Source organism: Roseateles asaccharophilus (genome assembly GCF_031458115.1).
Classification (GTDB): domain Bacteria; phylum Pseudomonadota; class Gammaproteobacteria; order Burkholderiales; family Burkholderiaceae_C; genus Pelomonas; species Pelomonas asaccharophilus_A.
Genome location: NZ_JAVDXV010000003.1, coordinates 517075 through 538915, shown reverse-complemented (window position 1 = coordinate 538915; position 21841 = coordinate 517075). Strand labels below are relative to the sequence as shown.

The following is a 21841-nucleotide window of genomic DNA, read 5'->3' as shown; positions in this document are numbered from 1 at the left end:
AACTAGTCCGATCGCCCTTGCCGCGCGGACGGCGGGCGCCGGTGGTGGAAGACCGCGACGACGAGCAACTGATCGCCGTCAACGCGGTAGTAGAGGGAGTAAGGAAAGCGACGCAGCACGACGCGCCTGCAGCCTTCCTCGACCTCCGCAAAGCCTGCCGGATGCCGGCAAGCCGATTGCAACGCCGCTTCGAAGGCTCGCGCGAACTCCAGGCCCAGGCCGGGCGCACGCGCCTCATACCAATCCTGGGCATCGAACAACTCGACGCGAGCTTGCGGCCTGAACAAGACGCGCATGGCGTCAGCGCGGCCCCATCCTCGACATCAGCTCGGCACGCACCTGCTCCCAAGGCACCGCGGTCGACGGATCGCTCTCATGCTCGCGCAAGCGCCGCTGCAGCTCCTGGCGCTGCGCATCCGTCAAGCCGGGCACATCAGTGGGCTCCAGCGCAATGCTGTCCCACAAGTCCTCGGCGAGCTGGATGCGCTCGGCGACCGAGAGCTTGCGGAGTTCAGCGAGGTCGATACTCATGCGGCAAGTTTGCCTCAACTCGCCTTGCGCAGATCCAGCGTGAATGGGAACTCCAGGCTGCGCTTGGGCTCACCCACCTCGACGGTGCCCGGCGTGTGCCCTTGTGTCTCGAAGCGCGCCAGCCGGCGGCTCTCGGCCTCGTAGGCGTTGACCGGCAGCGTCGCGTAGTTGCGGCCGCCCGGGTGGGCGACGAAGTAGCGGCAGCCGCCCAGCGATTTCTGCTGCCAGGTGTCCACCAGGTCCAGCGTCAGCGGCGCATGGATGCCTATGGTCGGGTGCAGCGCCGAGGCGGGCAGCCAGGCACGGTAGCGCACGCCGCAGACGAATTCGCCGACGCGGCCGGTGGGCTGCAGCGGCAGTGGCTGGCCGTTGACGGTGATGCGGTGGCGTGGGTCCACGAGGCCCGAGACATGCACCTCCAGCCGCTCCAGCGACGCGTCCACATAGCGCACCGTGCCGCCGGACGAGCCCTCCTCGCCCATCACATGCCAGGGCTCCAGCGCGCCGCGCAGCGTCACGTGCACGCCGCGCGCGGCGAACTCGCCGACCTTGGGGAAGCGGAACTCGAAGTGCGGCGCGAACCAGGCGGCGTCCAGCGCGTAGCCGGCCTCGCCCATGTCCTGCATGACGTCGGCGAAATCGTCGCGGATGAAGTGCGGCAGCAGCCAGCGATCGTGCAGCTCGGTGCCCCAGCGCACCAGCGGCACGCGGTAGGGCGTCTTCCAGAAGCGGGCGATCAGCGCGCGCAGCAGCAGCTGCTGCACGACGCTCATGCGCGCATGCGGCGGCATCTCGAACGCGCGCAGCTCCAGCAGGCCCAGCCGGCCGGTGGCCGAGTCGGGCGAGTACAGCTTGTCGATGCAGAACTCGCTGCGATGCGTGTTGCCGGTCACGTCCACAAGCACGTTGCGCAGCGTGCGGTCGATGAGCCAGGGTTGCGTGTTGTCACCCAGCTTGTGGATCTCGTCAAGCGCGATCTCCAGCTCGCGCAGCTGGTCGTTGCGCGCCTCGTCCACGCGCGGGGCCTGGCTGGTGGGGCCGATGAACAGGCCGCTGAACAGGTAGCTGAGCGACGGATGGTTGTGCCAGAAGGCCAGCAGCGAGGCCAACAGCGAAGGGCGGCGCAGGAAGGGCGAGTCGGCCGGCGTGGCGCCGCCCAGCACGAAGTGGTTGCCGCCGCCGGTGCCGCTGTGGCGGCCGTCGATCATGAACTTCTCGCTGGACAGCCGCGTGAGGCGCGCGGCCTCGTACAGGAACTCGGTGTGCTGGACCAGCTCGCCCCAGTTGTGCGCCGGGTGGATGTTGACCTCGATGACACCGGGGTCGGGCGTCACGGCCAGCAGCTTCAGGCGCGGGTCGCGCGGCGGCGGGTAGCCCTCCAGCACGATCTTGAAGCCAGTGTCCTCGCAGGCGGCCTCGACGGCCGTCAGCAGTTCCAGGTAATGCTCCAGCTTTTCCAGCGGCGGCATGAAGACGTACAGCACGCCGCTGGCCCGGCCCTTGGCCTCGGCCGCCGGGCCATTGGCGCGGCGCGGGTCACGGGCCTCCACGCACAACGCCGTGCGCGTGATCCAGTGGGCGCTCTCGAAGCGCACCGGCGCGGCGGGGTCGGCCGACGCGCTCCACGGCGAGTCGCCCGGCGCAAAGCCGTTGCCCACGGCAAAGCTGTCGCCACGCCGCAGCCCGGGCGTGGGCCCGGACGACGTGACGCCCTGCACCTGCGCCTTGAGCGTGGCCGCCGCCGGCAGCATGCCGCGTGGCGCGAACGGGTCTTGGGCTATCAGGTAGGGGTAGTCGCCCTTGCTGACCCAGGGCAGCGAATCCAGCGGCAGCCGCCAGCCCATGGGCGAGTCGCCGGGGTGCAGGTACAGCCGCTCGTCGCGCAGGAACCAGGGCCCCGTCTGCCAGCGCGCGCCGGCCAGCGCGGGCTCGTCCCCCGCGTGCCGCAGCGGCAGCACATAGCCGACGACGTGGGACAGCCCCTGGTCGAACACGCGGCGCAGGCGCACGCGCTCCATCTCGTCGTCCACGCGCGAGTCGAACGGGTCGACGTTGACCGGCAGGCGACGCTCGCGCCACAGGTAGTAGAAGGTGTCTTCATAGCCGGGCCGCACATGCGTGTCCGGCAGGCCCAGGCGGGCTGTCAGCGCGCCCATGAAGGTCTTGGCGTCGGCGCTGGTGTAGGTGTGGCCCTCGCGCTCGTCGGCGAACCAGTCGGGGTTGCGCCAGCAGGGCTGGCCGTCGGTACGCCAGTAGATGTTCAGCGCCCAGCGCGGCAGCTGCTCGCCCGGGTACCACTTGCCCTGGCCGAAATGCAGGAAACCGCCCTGGCCGTACTCGTCGCGCAGCCGGTGCGTCAGCTGCTGCGCGTACAGGCGCTTGGTGGGGCCCAACGCCTCGGTGTTCCATTCGGGCGCATCGCGGTCGTCGATGGACACGAAGGTGGGCTCGCCGCCCATGGTCAGGCGCACGTCGCCGGCTTGCAGCTCAGCGTCGACCTGTTCGCCCAGCTTCAGCACGTCGGCCCACTGGGCCTCGGTGTAGGGCTTGGTCACGCGCGGCGACTCGTAGATGCGCGTGACGCTCATCTCGTGGTCGAACTCGACCTCGCTCTTGTCCACGCCACCGCTGATGGGCGCCGCGCTGCCCGGCGTGGGCGTGGCGGCCAGCGGGATGTGGCCCTCGCCGGCCAGCAGGCCGGACGTGGGATCCAGGCCTATCCAGCCGGCGCCCGGCAGGTAGACCTCGCACCACGCGTGCAGGTCGGTGAAATCGACCTCGGTGCCGCTGGGACCGTCCAGCGCCTTCTCGTCCGGGCTCAGCTGGATCAGGTAGCCCGACACGAAGCGGGCAGCCAGGCCCAGATGGCGCATCAGCTCCACCAGCAGCCAGCCCGAGTCGCGGCAGGAGCCCGAGGCCTTCTGCAGCGTCTCCTCCGGCGTCTGCACGCCGGGCTCCATGCGGATAAGGTAGGACACGCTGTTCTGCACGCGCTGGTTCAGGTCGACGAGGAAGTCGATCGTCGGCCGCTCGGCGCGCGGGATGTCCTTCAGGTAGGCCGCCAGCAGCGGCGTGGCCGGGCCGGCCTGCAGATAGGGTGCCAGCTCGACCTGCTGCGCCTCGTCGTACTTGAAGGGAATGGTCTGCGCGTGCGGCTCCAGGAAGAAGTCGAACGGGTTGTAGACCGCCATCTCGGCGACCAGGTCCACCGTGACGGTGAACTCGGTCGTCTTCTCGGGGAACACCAGCCGCGCCAGGTAATTCGCGAACGGGTCCTGCTGCCAGTTGATGAAGTGGTTTTCCGGCTCGATGCGCAGCGAGTAGCTCAGCACCGGCGTGCGGCAATGCGGCGCCGGGCGCAGGCGCACGACCTGCGGACCCAGGTTGACCGGGCGGTCGTACTTGTAGCGCGTGACGTGCTTGAGGGCGACGTGAATGCTCATGCGTCAGACCAGGAAGTCGTTGCTGATGTCGTTGCCGAGGTCGGCGACCTTGGCCAGGAAGTCGTCGAGATAGGTGTGCAGTCCCGTCGCGAGGATCTCGTCGATGCGCCCGAAGTTCAGCGCCGCCTCCAGTCGGCCGGCGCGGCGCAGCGTCTCGGTGGACTGCGGGTTGGCCACGCGCTTCAGGTTGCCAACCAGGCGCGACATGCAGTGCGCCAGCGAGCGCGGCATGTCCTGGCGCAGGATCAGCAGCTCGGCCACCTTGTCGGGCTGGATGACGTTGCTGTAGACCTTGCGGTAGATCTCGAAGCCCGACACCGAGCGCAGCACGGCCGACCAGTAGTAGAAGTCGCGCGCCGCCTCGCGCTCGGCGGGGGCGTGGCCCTCGTCGTAGAACTTCACGTCCAGCAGCCGCGCGGTGTTGTCGGCGCGCTCCAGGAAGGAGCCGATGCGGATGAAGTGGAAGGCCTCGTCCTGCAGCATGGTGCCCACGGTCACGCCGCGCGACAGGTGGCTGCGGTACTTGATCCACTCGAACAGCGCGCCGGGGTCGCGCAGCCAGTCGGCCTTCAGCAGCTTGCGGAACTCAAGCCAGGTCTGGTTGGTGGTCTCCCAGACCTCGGTGGTCAGCGAGCCGCGCACCGCGCGGGCGTTCTCGCGCGACGCGCGCAGGCAGTTGAAGACGGAGGACAGGTTGTTCTCGTCGGCGACGAAGAACTTCATGACGCTGCGCGCGTCCACGTCCGTGTAGCCGCTGGCATGCAGCGCGTTCAGCTCGGAGATGGACAGCAGGCTGCGCCATGTCTGCTCGGCCTCGACGGCGGACTGAGGCTGCAGCGTGGTCTGGTACGCGATGTCCAGCAGCCGGGCCGTGTTCTCTGCGCGCTCGATGTAGCGCGCCATCCAGTACAGGTGATCTGCGGTTCTTGACAACATGTTCAGTCCTCCAGAACCCAGGTGTCCTTGGTGCCCCCGCCCTGGCTGCTGTTCACCACCAGGGAGCCCTCCTTCAAGGCCACGCGCGTCAGCCCGCCGGGCACCATGCGCACCGACGAGCCCGACAGCACGAAGGGTCGCAGATCGATGTGACGCGGCGCGATGCCGCTCTCGACGAACGTCGGGCAGGTGGACAGCGACAGCGTGGGCTGCGCGATGTAGTTGCCCGGGTTGGCCAGCAGCCGCTCGCGGAAGGACGCAATCTCGTCCTTGGTGGCGGCCGGGCCGACCAGCATGCCGTAGCCGCCGGCGCCATGCACCTCCTTGACCACCAGCTCCGGCAGATGGGCCAGCGTGTAGGCCAGGTCGTCCTTCTCGCGGCAGACGTAGGTGGGCACGTTCTGCAGAATGGGTTTCTCGCCGAGGTAGAACTCGATCATCTTCGGCACATAGGGGTAGATGGACTTGTCGTCCGCAATGCCCGTGCCGATAGCGTTGGACAGCGTCACACGGCCGGCCTTGTAGGCGTCCACCAGGCCGGCGCAGCCCAGCTGCGAGTCGGCGCGGAACACCTGCGGGTCCAGGAAGTCGTCGTCGATGCGGCGGTAGATGACGTCCACGCGCTTGGGGCCGCGCGTCGTGCGCATGTAGACGAAGCCGCCGTCGACGAACAGGTCCTGACCCTCGACCAGCTCCACGCCCATCTGCTGCGCGAGGAAGGCGTGCTCGAAGTAGGCCGAGTTGTACATACCCGGCGTCATGACAACGACGGTGGGGTCTGACACTCCCGGCGGCGCCACGCTGCGCAGCGTGTCCAGCAGCAGATCGGGGTAGTGGGCCACCGGCGCGATGCGGTGGTTGACGAACAGCTCGGGGAAGAGCCGCATCATCATCTTGCGGTTCTCCAGCATGTAGCTGACGCCGCTGGGCACGCGCAGGTTGTCTTCCAGCACGTAGTAGTGGCCGCTGCCGTCGGGGTGGCCGGCGCGCACGATGTCGACGCCGGCGATGTGGCTGTAGACGCCGCCCGGCACGTCCACGCCCATCATCTCCTTGCGGAACTGCGCGTTGTTCAGGATCTCGTCGGCGGGCACGATGCCGGCCTTCAGGATCTCCTGGTCGTGATAGACGTCGTGGATGAAGCGGTTCAGCGCCGTCACGCGCTGGGCCAGGCCGGCCTGCATGGAAGTCCACTCGGCCGCCGGGATCACGCGCGGGATCAGATCGAACGGGATCAGCCGCTCGGTGCCCTCGCCGCTGTCCTTGTCGCCATAGACGGCAAAGGTGATGCCGACGCGGCGAAAGATCAGCTCCGCCTGTTCGCGCCGCTCGCGCATCAGCGATTCGGGCTGGTCTGCCAGCCATCGCGCGTAGGCCGCGTAATGGGCGCGGGGGGCCTCTGCCCCGGCCGCGGTATTCATCTCGTCAAAGGCGGTCTGCATCGCTTGCTCCTCTCCTCGAGCCGCGACGCAAGTTCCGCGCCCACATGGGCGGCGAATCCTGGTGCGCGCCAGCACCGTTGCAGTGCGGCGCGCCCGCCACAAAGGCGCCGAGGCACCGGATTTATACCGGGCCCCGGTGACCATTCATCGCATATTCAAAAACGCAGTTGCAATCCGGTGCTGACGGAACGTCCCGGCTGAGGCGCCAGACCGCGCAGCGTGGCCACCGTCGTGGCGCTGTAGGCGAGCTTGTTGCCCAGGTTGTCCAGCTTCAGGTACCACAGCGCATCACCCTGGCCCCAGTTGAACTGGCGCGCCAGGCTGAGCCTGACCGTGCCGTAGCCGGCCGTGGGCGTATCGAACTGGGCGACCCGGTCCTGGCGGGCCGCGCCGCGCCATTCCAGCCGGCCCGACCATTCGCCCTGGCGGGCCTCCACGCCCAGCATCGCGCGCAGCGGCGCCAGCCGCGGCAGCGGCTCGCCGGTCTGGGTGTTCTCGCCGCGTACGGCGTCGAGCTGGCCCAGCAGCGCGAACGCACGGTGCGCCTGCCAGCGCGCCTCCAGCTCCACGCCGCGCAGCCGCGCCGGCACCGCCTGGAAGGCGTAGACCGGCAGCTCCTCGCCCTCGTCCTCCACCGTGTCGCCAGTGGCGTTCAGCGCGATGTAGTTGGAGAAGCGCGTCTCGTAGGCGTTGACGTGCACATGGCTGTCACCGCCTTCCCACTTCAGGCCCAGGTCCACGCCGCGCGAACGCTCCAGGCCCAGGTTGGCATTGCCGAGCTCATAGGCCGCGGTGGCGACGTGCAGGCCGTCGGCAAACAGCTCGTAATAGGCCGGTGCACGCTGCGTGCGGTTCAGGTTGGCGCTCAGGCTCCAGGCCCGGTCCAGCGGCAGCACGGCGGACAACGCGACGCTGACCGGGCTGAACTTGCGCGATTGCGCCGCGCCGAAGCGCTCGCCGCCGTCGGAGTCCACCGTCACGCGTTCGGTGCGCACGCCGGCCGACCAATCCACGCCGCCCAGCCTGGCCTGCTCCAGCAGGAAAACGCCGGTGTTGCGCGTGCGCGTGCCGGGCACGAAGGCCTCCTCGCCCAGCGCCGAGAAGTCCATGGACTCGGTCTGCACGCCGAAGACACCCTTCAGCGCGCCGATGGGTGCGTGCTCCAGCTCCAGCCGGCCGTCGGTGCCGCGGCTCCTGAAGGTGGTGCCGACATCCGCGCCCTCCATCTCCACGTGTTCGTAGCGGTTGCGGCTCAACAGCCAGCTGACGCGGCGCACCGGCCCCATGGCCGTGGCCCACTCGCCCGCCGTCGCGACGCGCTGGCGCTGCATGCGGATGGTCACGTCCTCCTCGGACGTGACGCCGTAGTCGGTGTCGTAGTCGTCCAGCGACACGCCGGCATAGCCGCCCGGGAAGAACACCGAGCCGCCCACCGCGCCGCCGTGGCTCTTCGCCGCCGAGTTGCGCACGCTGTCGCGCGTCTCGCCCTCGCTGTCGAAGCGGGGCGCGCGCTGGTCGTCGGCGCGCCGGCCGGCCAGGTCCACATGCCAGCCGAAGCCCGAGTTGGCCTGGCCGCTGCCACCGTCCAGCACGACGGCGCCGCTGCGGTCGCGCGTGGCGCCACCCAGGCGCACTTCCGCCGCGCCGCTCAGGCCCTTGATGAAACTGCGCGGGATGCGGTTGTCCAGCGTGTTGACGACGCCGCCCACCGCGTTGCCGCCGTACAGCAGCGCCGCGGCGCCGCGCAACACCTCGACCTTGTCGATGACCAGCGGGTCGATCGCCACGCCGTGGTCGAAGCTGAGGTTGGACGCATCCACCGACGCGCCGGAGTTGTTCAGGATGCGCACGCGGTCGCCGTCCAGGCCGCGGATGACCGGCCGGCTGGCGTTGGGGCCGAAGTTGGTGGCCGCCACGCCCGGCAGGCCTTGCAGCGTGTCGCCAAGGTTGGCGGCGCGGGTCAGCACGAGCTGGTCGCCGGACAGCGAATCGCTGGGCTGGGCCAGCACCTGGCTTTTCAGCGGGTTGCCGGTGACGACGACCTTGTCCAGCGACTCGGTGGGGGCGGGGTTGGCCTGGGCGGCCAGGGTGAAACAACCAGCCGCGATGGGCGCCAGGACGAGGGAACGCATGGTGAAGACTTCCGAATCTGAAAACGCAAAGCGCGCGCACCGCCGGGATGGCGGTCGCGAAGAGGCTTGGGGTTCAGACGGAAACGGGCGGCGCGCGCGCCGGGGGCAGGCCCAGGCGGGTGACGCCGGGCGTTGCGGCTGGCGCCGCCTCGGGCGCCGCATGGACGGCCGGGCTGGCCAGCAACGGCTTGGGCGCGGCGGCCGGTGCAACGCCGGCCAGGTGGGCGGCGGTCAGGCAGAGGTCGCAATCGACCAGGTGGACGATGGCCTCGTCGGACCCATCTCCCACGTGCGACAACGCGTGCACGCCCGCCATCGCCTGAGCGATGGGCAGGATCAGGGCCAGCCAGAAAAGCCAGCCGCGAGCGACGCGACGGAAGTTCACGAGCGTAATCCTAAACTCCGGGGCTTACAGAGCCTGAAGTCACCCGCTCATGAAGCTCATCGACACCATCCTGGCCGACGCGGCCGAGATCACGGCCATCCGCCGCGATCTGCACAAGCACCCCGAACTCTGCTTCCACGAGCAGCGCACCGCCGACGTCATCGCCAAGGCGCTGACCGACTGGGGCATCCCGATCCATCGCGGCCTCGGCACCACCGGCGTGGTGGGCATCGTCAAGAACGGCACGTCGGACCGCGCTGTGGGCCTGCGCGCCGACATCGACGCGCTGCCCATGACGGAGCGCAACCAGTTCCCGCACGCCAGCTCGTATCTCGGCCGCATGCACGCCTGCGGCCACGACGGCCACACCGCCATGCTGCTGGCCGCAGCCAAGCACCTGGCGACGAACCGCAACTTCGACGGCACGGTCTATCTGGTGTTCCAGCCCGCCGAGGAAGGCGGCGGTGGCGCGCGCGAGATGATCAAGGACGGCCTGTTCGAGAAATTCCCGATGGAGGCCATGTTCGGCGCGCACAACTGGCCCGGCATGAAGGCCGGCCAGTTCGCCGTGAAGACCGGCCCGGTGTTCGCCAGCAGCAACGAGTTCAAGATCACGCTGCGCGGCAAGGGCTCGCACGCGGCCATGCCGCACCTGGGCGTCGACCCGGTGCCGGCGGCCTGCCAGCTGGTGTCGGCCTTCCAGACCATCATCAGCCGCAACAAGCGGCCCATCGACCCCGGCGTGATCTCCGTGACGATGATCCATGCCGGCGAGGCCACCAACGTCGTGCCCGACTCGGTCGTCATGGAAGGCACGGTGCGCACCTTCACGCTGGAGCTGCTGGACCTGCTGGAGCGCCGCATGAAGGACATGACCGAGCAGCTGGCCGGCGCCTTCGAGCTGACGGCCGAGTTCGAGTTCCGCCGCAACTACCCGCCCACCATCAACCACCCCGCCGAGACCGACTTCGTGCGCCGCGTGCTGACCGACATGGTGGGCGCCGACAACGTGCAGGAGTTCGAGCCGACGATGGGCGCCGAGGACTTCAGCTACTACCTGCTGGACAAGCCCGGCTGCTACTTCCTGATCGGCAACGGCGACGGCGAGCACCGCACCGGCGGCCACGGCATGGGCCCGTGCACACTGCACAACCCCAGCTACGACTTCAACGATGAGCTGATTCCGCTGGGCGGATCGATGTGGGTGCAGATGGCCGAACAGTGGCTGAACACGCCGAAGAAATGAACGAGAACCAAGTCATCGCCGACACCCGCGACTGGGTCGTCAAGGCCGTCATCGGCCTGAACCTGTGCCCGTTCGCGAAGGCCGTGCACGTCAACGAGCGCATCCGCTACGTCGTCAGCGACGCGACCGACCCCGAGGCGCTGCTGAAGGATCTGGCCCGCGAGCTGCTGGCGCTGAACCGTGCCGACCCGGACGAAGTGGACACGACGCTGGTGATCCACCCCCACGTGTTGACCGACTTCCTGGACTTCAACGACTTCCTGGACGCCGCCGACGCGCTCATCGAAGACCTGAAGCTGGACGGCATCCTGCAGATTGCCGACTTCCACCCCGCCTACCAGTTCGCCGACAGCGAGCCGGACGACATCGCCAACTACAGCAACCGCTCGCCCTACCCCACGCTGCACATCCTGCGCGAGGACAGCATCGAGCGCGCCGTGGAGTCCATGCCGGACACGGCGTCCATCTACGAGAACAACCTCGAGACGCTGGACAAGCTGGGGCACGAGGGCTGGGCGGCCCTGGGGCTGAAAAAGTAGCCCTGCTACTCCTTAACCCAGGAGAAACCACCGCCCCCCTTTTTCGGTGAGTTCGCCCGCGTGCGCAGCACCGCGTCGAACCCGCTCTTGCCGCCGTTCCAGATCGATGTCAGCAGGCTGACGACGTCCTCGCGCGTGAAGGGGTCGAGATCGGGACGGAACTGCTTGATCGCCGCAGCCAGCATGTCGCGCGGCAGATCCTGGTGGGTGGCCAGTACGATGAACATCGCGGCATGGAGATCGGGCCAGGCCGCGCACAGGCGCTGGATGCGCACCAGCGCCTCCGCGGGTGCGGCGCGGTGACCGGGCAGCAGCCAATCCAGCGTGTCGTCGCCGCCTTCGTCGTCGGTGGCATCGGCCATCGTCTGTCTCCTCGGGCCGTGATAGTTGTGATTTGGCACTGTGCATCTCCAGTGTCAAGCCTTGCTGTCGGCTGGCTTGCGCAATACCGCACGCTTTGAGCCCCCATTTCCGCGACCTGACGCCTCAGTCATGCGGCAAACTCCGCGGTTGCTCTGACGCCCACTGCCGCCATGCAGCCCAAGACTCTCGCCCTGATCGACGACGACGCCGAGTACTCGGAGTTCCTGACCCAGTTCCTGCAGGAGCAGCAGGGCATCGCGGTCAGCCGCTTCGACGACAGCAATGCACTGCTGGCGTCGCCCGACGCGTTCTCCTTCGACTTCTACCTGGTGGACCTGATGCTGCCCGGCGTCAACGGCGTGGAGCTGATCAAGATCCTGCGCCGCCGCACCGACGCCGGCGTGGTGGTCGTGTCGGGCCGGCTAGGCCCCGAGGTGTTCCGCGAGGTCATCACGGCCGGAGCCGACATGTACCTGGTCAAGCCGGTGCAGTTCGAACAGGTCGCACTGGCCATTGCCGCCGTGCAGCGGCGCGTGGCCAAGCCCTCGTCGGCCGATGCCGTCTGGAAGCTGGATCGTGCCAGCGGCGAGCTCATCGTGCCGGACGGCACCCGCATCCAGCTCAGCGAGGCCGACCGCCAGTTGCTGGAATGCTTCGCCCAGGCCGGTGGCGAGCCCGTCACGCGTGAGGCGCTGCTGAACAAGCTGGGCCGCGAGGTGGCCGAGGGCGAGAGCGACGACGGCCTGTCCGCCACCATCTACCGGCTGCGCCGCCGCATCGAGCGCGCCACGCCCACGCTGGTGCCGCTGCAGAGCAAGTCGCGCGTGGGTTACGTGTTCCGCGCGCCGCTGCAGCTGCTCTAGGCGGCCCCTGCCTCCTTCAAGACCACAGCATTCCGGCCACCGCGCTTGGCCACGTAGAGCGCCGCATCGCTGCGGGCGATCAGCGGCGCCAGTTCCAGGTCATCCGGCGACGCCAGGCTGACGCCGACGCTGACGGTGATCTTGCCCACCTGCGGGAAGGTCGCAGCCTCCACGGCCGTGCGTATCTTCTCGGCCGCCATGACGGCCTCCAGCGGGCCGGCCAGCTCGGGCAGCAGCACGGCGAATTCCTCGCCGCCAAAGCGCGCGGCCACGTCGGTGACGCGCACGCAGGACTGCAGCAATTCGGCCAGCTGGCGCAGCACGGCGTCGCCGGTCGGGTGGCCGAAGCTGTCGTTGATACGCTTGAAGTGGTCCACATCCACCAACAGCAGGCCGTGCACGCGGCCGTTCTGGCGGCCGTAGCGGCGATCCAGCGCCTGCGCCTCGGCCAGCCGGGCATCCAGGCTGCGGCGGTTGTGCAAGCCGGTCAGCGGGTCGCGCGTGGCCAGGTGCTCCAGCTTGGCGTTGGCCGCCTGCAGCTCCGCCGTGCGCTGCTGCACCTGCGTCTCTAGCGTCGCATTGGCCGCCTGCAGGTCCTTCTCGGTCTGCAGCAGCGAGCGGGCCATGGACTGCATGGCCCGGCTGAGGCCGTCCAGTTCGCGCACACCGGGCTGCTCGGGGAAGTCGGGCACGCGGCGCTCGGTCTCCACGCGCGCGGCGATGCGGGCCAACTGCTCGACCGGGCGGCTGAAGCGCCGGGCCAGCAGCAAGGCGGTCAGCGCCAGCGCCGTGGCGGCCAGCACGCCCAGCAGCACCAGCTCGCGGCGCAGCGCGGAGACCGGGCGCATGGCCTGCTCCATGGGCTGGCGGGCCACGATGCGCCAGCCCAGCTCGGCGTTGGTGCGCAACTGCAGCGTCGCCTCGCTGGCCAGGTAGGGCTTGCCGTCGAACACCAGCTCGCCGTCGAAGCGGCCGTTCTCGGGCTTGGGCAGCACGGCGGCACCGGAGGCCTGGGCGGCTTTCAGCGCCTCGGGATAGAGCAGGCGGCCCTGGCGGTCCAGGATCAGCGCGTCGATGCCGCTGCCGGGCAATTGACGGCGCACGACGCCATCGACCAGGCCGGTCACCCAGCGCCAGTGCGCATGCGCGCCGACAACGCCCAGCAACCGACCGTCGGAGTCCCGGATCGGCGCGGCGAAGTCGATGAAGCGGGTGGGTTCGCCATTGGGAAGCGCCGGCAACATCGTGGCGAGCAGCTTGGCCTCGTGCACATCGCCCACGAAGACGCGCTCGCGCGCGGCGATGAACCAGTCGCGCTGCGCGACCGAGCGACCCGTCAGCATGCCGCCGGTGGCCTGCAGCACGGTGCCGTCGGGCGCGACGACGCCCAGCCAGGCGAACTCGTCGTGCAGCGCCTGGCGCCGGTCGAGCGAGTCGCGCACCTCCTGCGAGTCCAACCGCCCGTTGACCAGATGAGGCGCCACGCTGAGCAGCTCGATCTGACGCTCGCGGTCACGCAGCTGAGTGGCCAGCAGTTCCGCGGCGGCCTGCGCGGTCGCGCGCACGGCGGCCTGCTGGGCGGTGAACAGTTCGTCGGTTGCGAGCTTGCCCAGATAGCCGCCCACCAGCGTCAGCACGGCCAGCGACAGGCCACCCACCCACAGGCTGAGCTGGCTGCGCAAGGTGGGCAGCCGGCGCCCAGGCGCAGATGCGGGTGAAGGCGACGGAGACGTGGGGGAAGCGTCTTGGGTGTCGATCATCGGAGTCGGGGGGAGCGGGCAAAAACGAGTCTAGGCCGTCAACCGGCCTGCGGCAGCGTAAGCCTCATGACGGTGCCCAAGGGCCCAGTCCGCAGCAATTCGGCGCTGCCGCCGTGCAAATCCATCACGCGGCGCACGATGTAGAGGCCCAGGCCGTGAGTCGATTCGGTGCCGCCATGGCCACGGGCGCCACGGGTGAACAGCCGCGGCAGCAGCTCGCGGGGAATGCCAGGGCCGGCGTCGGCCACCTCGAACTGCAGCGCGGCGGGTTCGTCGAAGTCCATCACATGCAGCGTGACCGGGCTGATGCCCGGCGCGTACTTCAGCGCGTTGGACAGCAGGTTGCGCAGCGCCAGCCGCAGCAGGCTCATGTCCATCAGCGCGGTGCGGGTGGCCGTGTGGCGGTGCACGACGATGCGGTCGCGCTGATCGCGCGGCAGGTCGGCGACGGTGACGGCGACCAGCGTGTCGATGTCGGTGTCCACCCGCGCGATGCTGGCGGCGCCGGCCAGCAGGCTGGCGGCGGCCAGCGTGTTGTCCACGCCGGCCAGCACCTGGCCCAGCACGGCCTGCGCGCGCGTGAGACGCTGCTGCGCCTGCTGCTCGCCGCGGCCGGCCAGGCTGGCGGCGGCGCTCTGCAGCGCGGCGCTGGCATTGTTCAGCGGCTGGCGCACCTCGTGGGCCAGCACGTCCAGCATCTCGGAGCGCTCATGCAGCAGCCGGTCCAGCTCATGCACATGGTGCTCGGTCTGGCGGCGCATCTGCTGCTCGCGCGCCAGCTCGGCGCGGCGCTCCAGCTCCTCGGTGATGTCGTCCACCAGCGCCAGCGCGCGCAGCGGCCGGCCCTCGGCGTCGTATTCGGCAACGGCCGACACCAGCGCGTCGCGCAACTGGCCGTCGGCGCGGATCAGCTGCACAGGGCAATCGTCCACATGGCCATCGCGCCACAGCGCGGGGCGAAAGACATCGCGCACCTGCAAGCAGGACTGCGGCTCCAGGAAGTCGTCGATGCTGCGGCCCAGCACCTCCTCGCGGCGGTAGCCCAGCCGCTCCAACCAGCGGTCCGACACGCTGAGCACACGCCCCTCGGCATCCACCGAATGCATCAGCGCGGGCGTGGACTCGTACAACGCGCGCAACCGCTGTCGGCTGCGCTCCAGCTCCACCGCGGCGCGATGGTGCTCGGTGACGTCCTGGAAGGCGCCCACCAGCCGCACCGGCACGCCGTCCTGCCAGTCCACCTGGCCCTGGGCCAGCACCCAGATGTCGCGGCCGGTGGCCGTGACCAACGGCAGCTCCAGGCTCCAGGGCTCGCCGTAGCTGATGCCACGCTGCACCGCCGCCTCGATGACCGGCCGTGCCTCCGGCTTGTAATAGCGGATGGCCTCGTCCAGCGTGGGCCGGTGACCGGGCGCCAAGTCGTGGATGCGGCAGGTCTGGTCGCTCCACACGATCTCCTCGGTCTGCAGGTCCAGGCTCCAGCCGCCGATGCCGGCGACACGGCCGGTGCGGTCCAGCAAGGCCTTGCTGTCCCTCAGCTCGCGTTCGGCGCTGATGCGGTCGGTCACGTCCTCGGCAATACCCACATAGCCGGCCAGCTGGCCGTCTGGCGTCAACAGCGGCCGCGCCCGCACCCAGACCTGCCGCGGCAGCTCGTGGCCGGGGTGCCGCAGCCGGTAGCGCATCTCGAAGGGCTGTCGGCGCACGACGCAGCGCTGCCAATGGCCCACCACGGAGGCGGCGTCCTCGGCCGCCAGCGTGGCCGCCCAGCCCGCACCCAGCGCCGCCTGCGCACTCAGGCCGGAGATGCGCTGCCAGTGGGCGTTCGTGTAGCTGAACCGGCCGGCGGCGTCGGCGCTGAACACGCCCAGCGGCGCGATCTCGGCCAGCAGCCGGAACGGTTCGTCCACCGCGGCCTGCCGGGCCTGCACGCGCTCTCGCATCATCAGCGCCTCGGCCGCGCTGCCGGCCAGCCGCGTCAAGGCCTCGCGCTGCGCCTCGGTCAGCTCGCGCGGCTGGAAGTCCACCACGCACAACGTGCCGGGGTGGCTGCCATCGTCCAGGCGTATCGGCACGCCGGCGTAGAAGCGCAGCGGCGGGTTGGCCAGCACGTCGGGGTGGGTCGCGAAACGCTCGTCCAGCTGCGCGTCGCAGACCTCGAACAGCCCATCGGCCAGCAGCGTGTGCGCGCAGAAGGTCTGGGCGCGCGGCGTCTCGCTGCGGCCAAAGCCCACGGCGGCCTTGAACCACTGGCGCTTCTCGTCGATGAGGCCCAGCAGCGCCACGGGCGTGCCGCAGATCTGCGCGGCCAGCGCGGCCAGGTGGTCGAACAGCGGCTCGGGCTCGGTGTCCATGACCTGAAGCGCGCTCAGGCGGGCCAGGCGCTGGTCTTCATCGGGTGGCAAGGCGGGAATCACCATGGTCGCAAGCTTAGCCCCGGGATCAGGGGGGTCAGGCGAGCACGCCCGTCACGGGTCTGTCACACCGCTTGCGGAGCATGCGCGGTTTTGGTCCACCCCGCCCCCCGCCATGAAAACCACCCGTCTGATCCAGGCCCTCACCGCATCCCTCGCCCTCGCCAGCAGCGCCCATGCCGGCCTGCTGGACGGCGCCAGCCAGGCCTGGAGCAGCACGCACACGGGCACGCCAAGCGGCTTCCTGTCCGAGATCGTCAGCTTCGATGCGGCCACCAAGACGCTTTGGGTGTCGGGCGTTAAGGGGGTCAACGTGCTGGACGCCAAGACCGGCGCGTCGCTGGGATTCATCGACACCAGCGCCTGGGGCTCAATCAATAGCGTGGCCATCCACAACGGCGTGGCGGCCTTCGCCATCGAGGCCAATGACCGCAAGCTGCCAGGCGTCGTGCAGCTGTACGACACCACCAGCCGCAGCCTGCTGGCCGGCACCAGCACCATCGCGGTGGGCTCGCTGCCCGACATGCTGACCTTCACGCCGGACGGCAGCCGCCTGCTGGTGGCCAACGAAGGCACGCCCAATGCCGGCGACTACGGCACCCGCATCGGCACGACGACACCGCGCAACTACGGCGTGGGCGCCAACGACCCGGTGGGCAGCGTCAGCATCATCGACGTGGCCAGCCGCTCGGTCGTGTCCACCGCCACGCTGGCCGGCGTGGCGCAGACCGGCAGCCACATCCGCACCAACACGGGCATGGACTTCGAGCCCGAGTACATCGCCGTCAACAAGGCCGGCACGCAGGCCTATGTGAGCCTGCAGGAAGCCAATGCGATGGGCGTGCTGGACCTGCAGAGCGGCAAGTTCACCAAGGTCGTGGGCCTGGGCGCCAAGGACTTCTCGCAGGCGGGCAACGCCATCGACACGCTGAACAACGGCACGGTCAGCTTCCAGTCCGTCGCGGTCAAGGGCCTCTACATGCCCGACGGCATGGCCAGCTTCACCGGCGGCGCCAAGACCTATGTCGTGATGGCCAACGAGGGCGACTTCCGCGAGGACGACGCCGACCGCTCGGCCGCCGGCGGCTCGGACCCGCTGCTGGCCAATCTGCGCATCTCCAACACCGACTCGTCCGCCGGCAACCTGTACGCGGCCGGCGCACGCTCGTTCTCCATCCGCGATGCGGATGGCAACCTGGTCTACGACAGCGGCAACATCCTGGACGTGCAGGCCGCAGCAGCAGGCATCTACAACGACGGCCGCAGCCGCGACAAGGGCGTGGAGCCCGAAGGCGTGGAGCTGATGGAGATTGGCGGCAAGACCTTCGCCTTCATCGGCCTGGAACGCACGACCACCGGCGCCGTGGCGGTGTTCGAGATCGACGTGCTGGACCCCAGCAAGACCAGCTTCGTGCGCATGCTGACCATGGGCGGCCAGATCGCGCCCGAAGGCCTGAAGGGCTTCACGATGGACGGCGTGCACTACCTGGCCGTGTCGGCCGAGGGCGCCGACGGCGTGGGCGCGGGCACCGCGCTGTTCGCGCTGGCTCCGGTGCCGGAACCCAGCACCTACGCGATGCTGCTGGGCGGCCTTGGCCTGGTCGGCTGGATGGCGCGTCGCAGGAAAGCCTGAGCCGCGCCACCAGCAAAAAGGGCGCCGTCACCGGCGCCCTTTTTCATTTCAAGGCGTTGCACGCCCCAGATTGCGTACCCAGAAGGCTTCATATTTGCGATGCCAGCCGGCGGGCTTCACCGCGCCGCCCATCGCGTGCTCGCCGTCCGGGTCCAGGAACAGCTCGACCAGCGACTCCTTGCCCGACTCCAGCAGCGCACGGTAGACGTTGACCGTGTCCTGGTACAGCACGTTGGGATCCTGCATGCCGTGCACCAGCAGCAGCGGCTTCTTCAGGCCGCGCGCCAGCGGCAGCAGCGAGTACTTGCGCAGCACGGGCTTGGTCCGGTCCACCTTGCCGATGGTGCGGCCGCTGTACCAGCTGTTGTAGTTCTCCCATTCCGTCGGGCCCGCGCCGGCAATGCCAGCGGCGAACAGGTCGGGCTTGGTGAACATCGTGTACTGCGTCTGGAAGCCGCCGAAGCTCCAGCCGTTCAGGCCCACGCGCGCCGCGTCCACGCCGAACTGCGCCGGCAACAGCTTGACCAGGTCTTCCAGGTCCTCGGACTGCGGCTCGCCGACGCGCTCCCAGTTCGCGTTGGAGAACTTGCGGCCATAGTTGCTGTGGCCGCGCGGGTCGACGGCGATGGTGACGTAGCCGTGCTTGGCGGCCATGTACTGGCCGAACAGGTAGGCGGTGTTCTGGAAGCTGTCGACCTCGACGATGTGGCGGTCGTTCAGCGGGCCGCCGTACACGTAGACGATGGCCGGGCGCTTGTCCGTCGCCTTCCAGCCGGCGGGCTTGAACACATAGGCCTCGATGCGGTCGCCGTGGCGGTTGGGGTAGGCGAAGCGCTCGGGCTGCAGCAGCTTCAGGTCGGCCCAGGCCTTGTCGGTGCTTTCGGTCAGCGTGCGTGTGGCGGTCTTGCCGTCGGTGGCCAGCAGCTTCAGCTCCGGGCGTTGGGCCCAGTTGCCGGCGTTGGCGGCCACCCAGCGGCCGTCCTCCGACGCGGCGGCCGCGCGGTGGTACTCGCCCGCCGCACCCAGCGCCTGCAGCGCGCCGGTGGCCATGTCAACGCGGAAGACGTTCATCGCCGCCGTGTCGCCCTTGTTGGCCAGCACGAACATGGCCTTGCTGTCGGCCGTGAAGCCGACGACCTGGTGTGCCTCGAAATCGCCGCCCACCAGCGAGCGCAGCGCCTTGGTGGCCACGTCGATGGCATAGGGCTGGCGCCAGCCGGCCTCGTCCAGCGCGAGCACCAGCGTCTTGCCGTCCGGCGTGAAGCGCGGCTTGATGACGTTGACGACCTCGTGGCCCACGTCGCCGCGGCGCTCCAGCACGACCTCCGGTTTTGCCGTCTCGTCGGCCGCGCCGATGTAGACGCGCAGCAACTCCTTCTCGCGTTCCCAGGTCGAGAACGCATAGCGGCTGCCGTCCTTGGCCCAGGCCACGTCGCTCATCTCGAACCAGACGTCGCCGCCGTTGTTCGTGAACACCGGCGCGGGCTGCTTGCGCGGGGCCTCGCCGGCCACCGGCAGCTGGCGGATGTACAGCGCCATGGCCTGGATGTTGCGCTTGTCGTCGGACACCTCGCGGTTGACCTTCTTGGCCGTGGCCCAGCGCTCGCCGTAGTTCATGATCTCGACCTGCTTGGGCGGCGGCGCGGGCTTGTCGTCGGCCGTGCGCAGCGGCGCCTTGGCCAGCAGCGACATCCAGCGGCCGTCCTCGCTGACGGCGGTGTCTGCGATCTTGTACTTCTTCTGCTCGTCGTCCGGGTGCACCAGCTCACGGTTGACGACCTGCACGCCGGCCTGCTTGAAGCCGGTGCGCAGCACGCGGGTCTCGTCGGTGTAGAGCACGCCGCCGTCGTCGGCCGTGTAGCCCACCAGGCGCAGCTCGCGCTGGGTGGCGATCAGCTGCGTGGGCGCCTTGTCGTGGGCCTTCCAGCGGTACAAGCCGCCGCGGTACTGGAACACCAGCTCGTCGGCCTTGCGCGCCCACGCGAACTGGGCCGCGCCGGGGTAGAGGTCGGCGGGCTTGAGCTTGTCGCGGGCCAGCTTCTTCTTCAGCTCGTCGCGCAGTTCCCAGAGTTCCTTGTCCTTGTCCTCGGCCTTCTTCTCGGGCGCCGAGGCGGCGGCGGGCGCGGCCGGCGCGGGCTTGCCGGCGCGCTTGGCGGCCAGCACCGCCATCGCGTACTTCTCGGCATCGGCGTCGACCTTGTCGGCCGCCTTCTGCGCATCGTCCTTGGCCTTCTTGTCGGCCAGTTCCTTCTTCAGGACCGCCAGCTGCGCGGTCTCCCATTGCGACAGGTCCACCTTGTCGCCACGCAGATAAGCCTGCTGCGCGACTTCCTTGGCCTGGCGCTCGGCCCATTCGTCGTTGCGCTGCTTCAGCTTCTTGTCGAAGCGCTCCAGGTCTTCCGGCGACTCGAACGCGGCCATCAGCTGCGGCGACGTCAGGCGCTGCGTCCTGCCGGTCTTGGTGTCGTGCACCCACAGATCGGAGCCGGGTTCGCCGAACGGGCTCCACAGATAGGCCAGGTAGCGGCCGCTGCGGCTGAAGGCGGCGTCCTTGGCGTTCTCGCCGCGGTAGGGCTCGGCGCGGAAGATCTGTTCGAGGCTGGCGGCAGTGGTGGTCTGCGCCTGCAGCGGCGGTGCGGCCATCAAGGCCAGGACGAGGCTGCCGGCGGCAGCAAAAAGCACGGGCTTCAAGGGGTCTCCTGAACACGCCCCCTAGGGTTAGGGGCGGCGAATTCTAGGAAATCGGCTTGTGCCCACCATTCGTCACGGCCGGTCGCCACGGGTTTTCCACAACGACAGCCCCACGCCGCCGGCCAGCAGCGTGAAGGTCACGCTGAGCGACACCACCGCCGGCACCTTGCCGATGATGCCCACGAGGAAGATCTTGCTGCCGATGAACACCAGCACCAGCGCCAGCGCGTACTTCAGGTACTTGAAGCGGTGGATCATGGCGGCCAGCGCGAAGTACAGCGCGCGCAGGCCCAGGATGGCGAAGATGTTGCTGGTGTAGACGATGAAGGGGTCGGTCGTGATCGCGAAGATGGCCGGCACCGAGTCCACCGCGAAGATCAGGTCGACGAACTCGATGACCATCAGCGCCAGCAGCAGCGGCGTCGCGTGCCACACCACGCGGCCCGTGCCGGCCTCGGGCTCGCGCACCAGGAAGGCATGGCCACGCAGGCCCTCGGTCACGCGCACATGGCGCTTCACCCACTTCAGCATCCTGCTGTTGGCGATGTCCGGCGTGCTCTCCGCCGCGAACCACATCTTGATGCCGGTGATGACGAGGAAAATGCCGAACAGGTACAGCACCCAGCTGAACTTCGTGACCAGCGTGACGCCCAGCCCGATCATGATCGCGCGCAGCACGATGACGCCCAGCACGCCCCAGAACAGCACGCGGTGCTGGTACTGCCTGGGGATGTTGAACATGCCCAGGATCAGCGCGATGACGAACACGTTGTCGATGGACAGCGACTGCTCGATCAGGAAGCCGGTGTAGAAGTCCATGCCGCTGTCGCTGCCCAGCCGCCACCACACCCAGGCGCCGAACAGCAGCGCCGCGCTGATGTAGCCGGCCGACAGCAGCAGGCTCTCACGCACGCCGATCTCGTGGTCGTCCTTGTGCAGCACGCCCAGGTCGAAGGCCAGCAGCGCCGCGACGATGGTCAGGAACGCCACCCACAGCCAGACGGCCGTGCCGAGGAAGTCGGCCTGAAGGAACGCGGTCAGGCCATCCATCGGTTCAGCCCGCTGTCAACGCGCCGGCCGGCCGGCGCGATCTGAGGTAGGCCGCTGCAGCCACATGACAGGCCACGCCCACCAGCAGCAGCGGCAACGCGCCCAGCGTCCACGTCACCCAGGCCAGCACCGTGACGCCCCCCGACAGCGATGGCAGCCAGCCAATCAGCGACTGCAGCTGCGGCGCCCAGGTCTCCAGCGTGCCGGCCAGCCATTCGGCCACGAAGGTCGGCAGCCATCCGGCCAGCGGCTCGGGCAGGGTCCAGTCGCCGGTGCCGAGCTTGCCCGCGTGCGCCAGCACCGCCTCCAGCAGCGCATGCGCGGCCCACACGAAGCCGGACCAGCAGGCCAGCAAGGCCAGGGCAATGGCCCACACGGCAACAAACATCACGTCACGATCTCCAGCAAGGCTT

At 69.2% G+C, this 21841-nt stretch carries 17 protein-coding genes; 4 read left to right on the top strand and 13 right to left on the bottom strand.

All coding sequences use genetic code 11. The features are described from left to right. Positions 1-2 precede the first annotated feature (2 nt). The 7 genes from J2X21_RS10840 to J2X21_RS10810 form a co-directional block, all read right to left on the bottom strand. Entirely contained in the window at positions 3-296 is a 294-nt protein-coding gene (locus J2X21_RS10840) for a type II toxin-antitoxin system RelE/ParE family toxin (protein ID WP_310328316.1), read from the bottom strand. Positions 297-300: 4 nt separating this feature from the next. Continuing rightward, positions 301-531, bottom strand: a complete 231-nt coding sequence (locus J2X21_RS10835) for an addiction module protein (protein ID WP_310328314.1) — start codon at positions 529-531, stop codon at positions 301-303. A gap of 14 nt (positions 532-545) precedes the next feature. Continuing rightward, positions 546-3974, bottom strand: coding sequence for a transglutaminase family protein (locus tag J2X21_RS10830; protein ID WP_310328312.1), 3429 nt, complete (start codon positions 3972-3974; stop codon positions 546-548). A 3-nt stretch (positions 3975-3977) separates the two neighbouring features. Beyond that, the gene (locus tag J2X21_RS10825; RefSeq protein WP_310328310.1) at positions 3978-4910 is read right to left on the bottom strand and encodes an alpha-E domain-containing protein; all 933 of its coding nucleotides are present in this window, start codon (positions 4908-4910) and stop codon (positions 3978-3980) included. 2 nt (positions 4911-4912) lie between these two features. Then, positions 4913-6352, bottom strand: coding sequence for a circularly permuted type 2 ATP-grasp protein (locus tag J2X21_RS10820; RefSeq protein ID WP_310328307.1), 1440 nt, complete (start codon positions 6350-6352; stop codon positions 4913-4915). A 155-nt stretch (positions 6353-6507) separates the two neighbouring features. Beyond that, positions 6508-8484: a TonB-dependent receptor gene (locus tag J2X21_RS10815; RefSeq protein WP_310328304.1), complete on the bottom strand. Its 1977-nt coding sequence runs from the start codon at positions 8482-8484 to the stop codon at positions 6508-6510. 73 nt (positions 8485-8557) lie between these two features. Further along, on the bottom strand, positions 8558-8869 hold the full coding sequence (locus tag J2X21_RS10810; RefSeq protein WP_310328301.1) for a hypothetical protein: 312 nt from the start codon (positions 8867-8869) through the stop codon (positions 8558-8560). A gap of 49 nt (positions 8870-8918) precedes the next feature. Here J2X21_RS10810 and J2X21_RS10805 point away from each other — a divergent pair, with 49 nt between their 5' ends. Together J2X21_RS10805 and J2X21_RS10800 are read left to right on the top strand one after the other, a co-directional pair. Next, complete coding sequence (locus J2X21_RS10805) at positions 8919-10115, top strand: M20 aminoacylase family protein (RefSeq protein ID WP_310328298.1); 1197 nt, start codon at positions 8919-8921, stop codon at positions 10113-10115. Then, positions 10112-10654, top strand: coding sequence for a DUF1415 domain-containing protein (locus J2X21_RS10800; protein ID WP_310328295.1), 543 nt, complete (start codon positions 10112-10114; stop codon positions 10652-10654). Before J2X21_RS10805 ends, J2X21_RS10800 begins: the two co-directional genes overlap by 4 nt. A 5-nt stretch (positions 10655-10659) precedes the next feature. Here the strand turns inward: J2X21_RS10800 and J2X21_RS10795 are convergent, their stop codons facing one another. After that, a complete protein-coding gene (locus J2X21_RS10795; RefSeq protein WP_310328293.1) occupies positions 10660-11016 on the bottom strand; it encodes a hypothetical protein in 357 nt (118 codons plus the stop codon). Between the two features lie 171 nt (positions 11017-11187). Here J2X21_RS10795 and J2X21_RS10790 point away from each other — a divergent pair, with 171 nt between their 5' ends. Next, complete coding sequence (locus J2X21_RS10790; protein ID WP_310328291.1) at positions 11188-11880, top strand: response regulator transcription factor; 693 nt, start codon at positions 11188-11190, stop codon at positions 11878-11880. Here the strand turns inward: J2X21_RS10790 and J2X21_RS10785 are convergent. Both J2X21_RS10785 and J2X21_RS10780 read right to left on the bottom strand, forming a co-directional pair. Then, a complete protein-coding gene (locus J2X21_RS10785) occupies positions 11877-13562 on the bottom strand; it encodes a sensor domain-containing diguanylate cyclase (protein ID WP_310328287.1) in 1686 nt (561 codons plus the stop codon). The two genes, J2X21_RS10790 and J2X21_RS10785, sit on opposite strands and share 4 nt — an antisense overlap. 116 nt (positions 13563-13678) lie before the next feature. Then, positions 13679-16060: a PAS domain S-box protein gene (locus tag J2X21_RS10780; protein ID WP_310328285.1), complete on the bottom strand. Its 2382-nt coding sequence runs from the start codon at positions 16058-16060 to the stop codon at positions 13679-13681. On the opposite strand from J2X21_RS10780, the gene J2X21_RS10775 reads away from it, so the two are divergent. Next, a complete protein-coding gene (locus J2X21_RS10775; RefSeq protein ID WP_404666535.1) occupies positions 16059-17687 on the top strand; it encodes a choice-of-anchor I family protein in 1629 nt (542 codons plus the stop codon). The two genes, J2X21_RS10780 and J2X21_RS10775, sit on opposite strands and share 2 nt — an antisense overlap. A 48-nt stretch (positions 17688-17735) precedes the next feature. Here J2X21_RS10775 and J2X21_RS10770 read toward each other — a convergent pair whose 3' ends face one another. The 3 genes from J2X21_RS10770 to J2X21_RS10760 form a co-directional block, all read right to left on the bottom strand. After that, entirely contained in the window at positions 17736-20369 is a 2634-nt protein-coding gene (locus J2X21_RS10770) for a S9 family peptidase (RefSeq protein WP_310328354.1), read from the bottom strand. Positions 20370-20450: 81 nt separating this feature from the next. After that, complete coding sequence (locus tag J2X21_RS10765; protein ID WP_310328280.1) at positions 20451-21428, bottom strand: TerC family protein; 978 nt, start codon at positions 21426-21428, stop codon at positions 20451-20453. A gap of 4 nt (positions 21429-21432) precedes the next feature. After that, complete coding sequence (locus J2X21_RS10760; RefSeq protein ID WP_310328277.1) at positions 21433-21816, bottom strand: hypothetical protein; 384 nt, start codon at positions 21814-21816, stop codon at positions 21433-21435. Positions 21817-21841 lie beyond the last annotated feature (25 nt).

Excerpts from the sequence above, each read along its gene's own strand:
- J2X21_RS10790 (WP_310328291.1), top strand. The coding sequence starts at position 11,188 with ATGCAGCCCAAGACTCTCGCCCTGATCGACGACGACGCCGAGTACTCG.
- J2X21_RS10840 (WP_310328316.1), bottom strand. The coding sequence starts at position 296 with ATGCGCGTCTTGTTCAGGCCGCAAGCTCGCGTCGAGTTGTTCGATGCC.
- J2X21_RS10795 (WP_310328293.1), bottom strand. The coding sequence starts at position 11,016 with ATGGCCGATGCCACCGACGACGAAGGCGGCGACGACACGCTGGATTGG.
- J2X21_RS10805 (WP_310328298.1), top strand. The coding sequence starts at position 8,919 with ATGAAGCTCATCGACACCATCCTGGCCGACGCGGCCGAGATCACGGCC.
- J2X21_RS10780 (WP_310328285.1), bottom strand. The coding sequence starts at position 16,060 with ATGGTGATTCCCGCCTTGCCACCCGATGAAGACCAGCGCCTGGCCCGC.
- J2X21_RS10775 (WP_404666535.1), top strand. The coding sequence starts at position 16,059 with ATGGTCGCAAGCTTAGCCCCGGGATCAGGGGGGTCAGGCGAGCACGCC.
- J2X21_RS10835 (WP_310328314.1), bottom strand. The coding sequence starts at position 531 with ATGAGTATCGACCTCGCTGAACTCCGCAAGCTCTCGGTCGCCGAGCGC.
- J2X21_RS10815 (WP_310328304.1), bottom strand. The coding sequence starts at position 8,484 with ATGCGTTCCCTCGTCCTGGCGCCCATCGCGGCTGGTTGTTTCACCCTG.
- J2X21_RS10760 (WP_310328277.1), bottom strand. The coding sequence starts at position 21,816 with ATGTTTGTTGCCGTGTGGGCCATTGCCCTGGCCTTGCTGGCCTGCTGG.
- J2X21_RS10825 (WP_310328310.1), bottom strand. The coding sequence starts at position 4,910 with ATGTTGTCAAGAACCGCAGATCACCTGTACTGGATGGCGCGCTACATC.
- J2X21_RS10765 (WP_310328280.1), bottom strand. The coding sequence starts at position 21,428 with ATGGATGGCCTGACCGCGTTCCTTCAGGCCGACTTCCTCGGCACGGCC.
- J2X21_RS10830 (WP_310328312.1), bottom strand. The coding sequence starts at position 3,974 with ATGAGCATTCACGTCGCCCTCAAGCACGTCACGCGCTACAAGTACGAC.
- J2X21_RS10820 (WP_310328307.1), bottom strand. The coding sequence starts at position 6,352 with ATGCAGACCGCCTTTGACGAGATGAATACCGCGGCCGGGGCAGAGGCC.
- J2X21_RS10800 (WP_310328295.1), top strand. The coding sequence starts at position 10,112 with ATGAACGAGAACCAAGTCATCGCCGACACCCGCGACTGGGTCGTCAAG.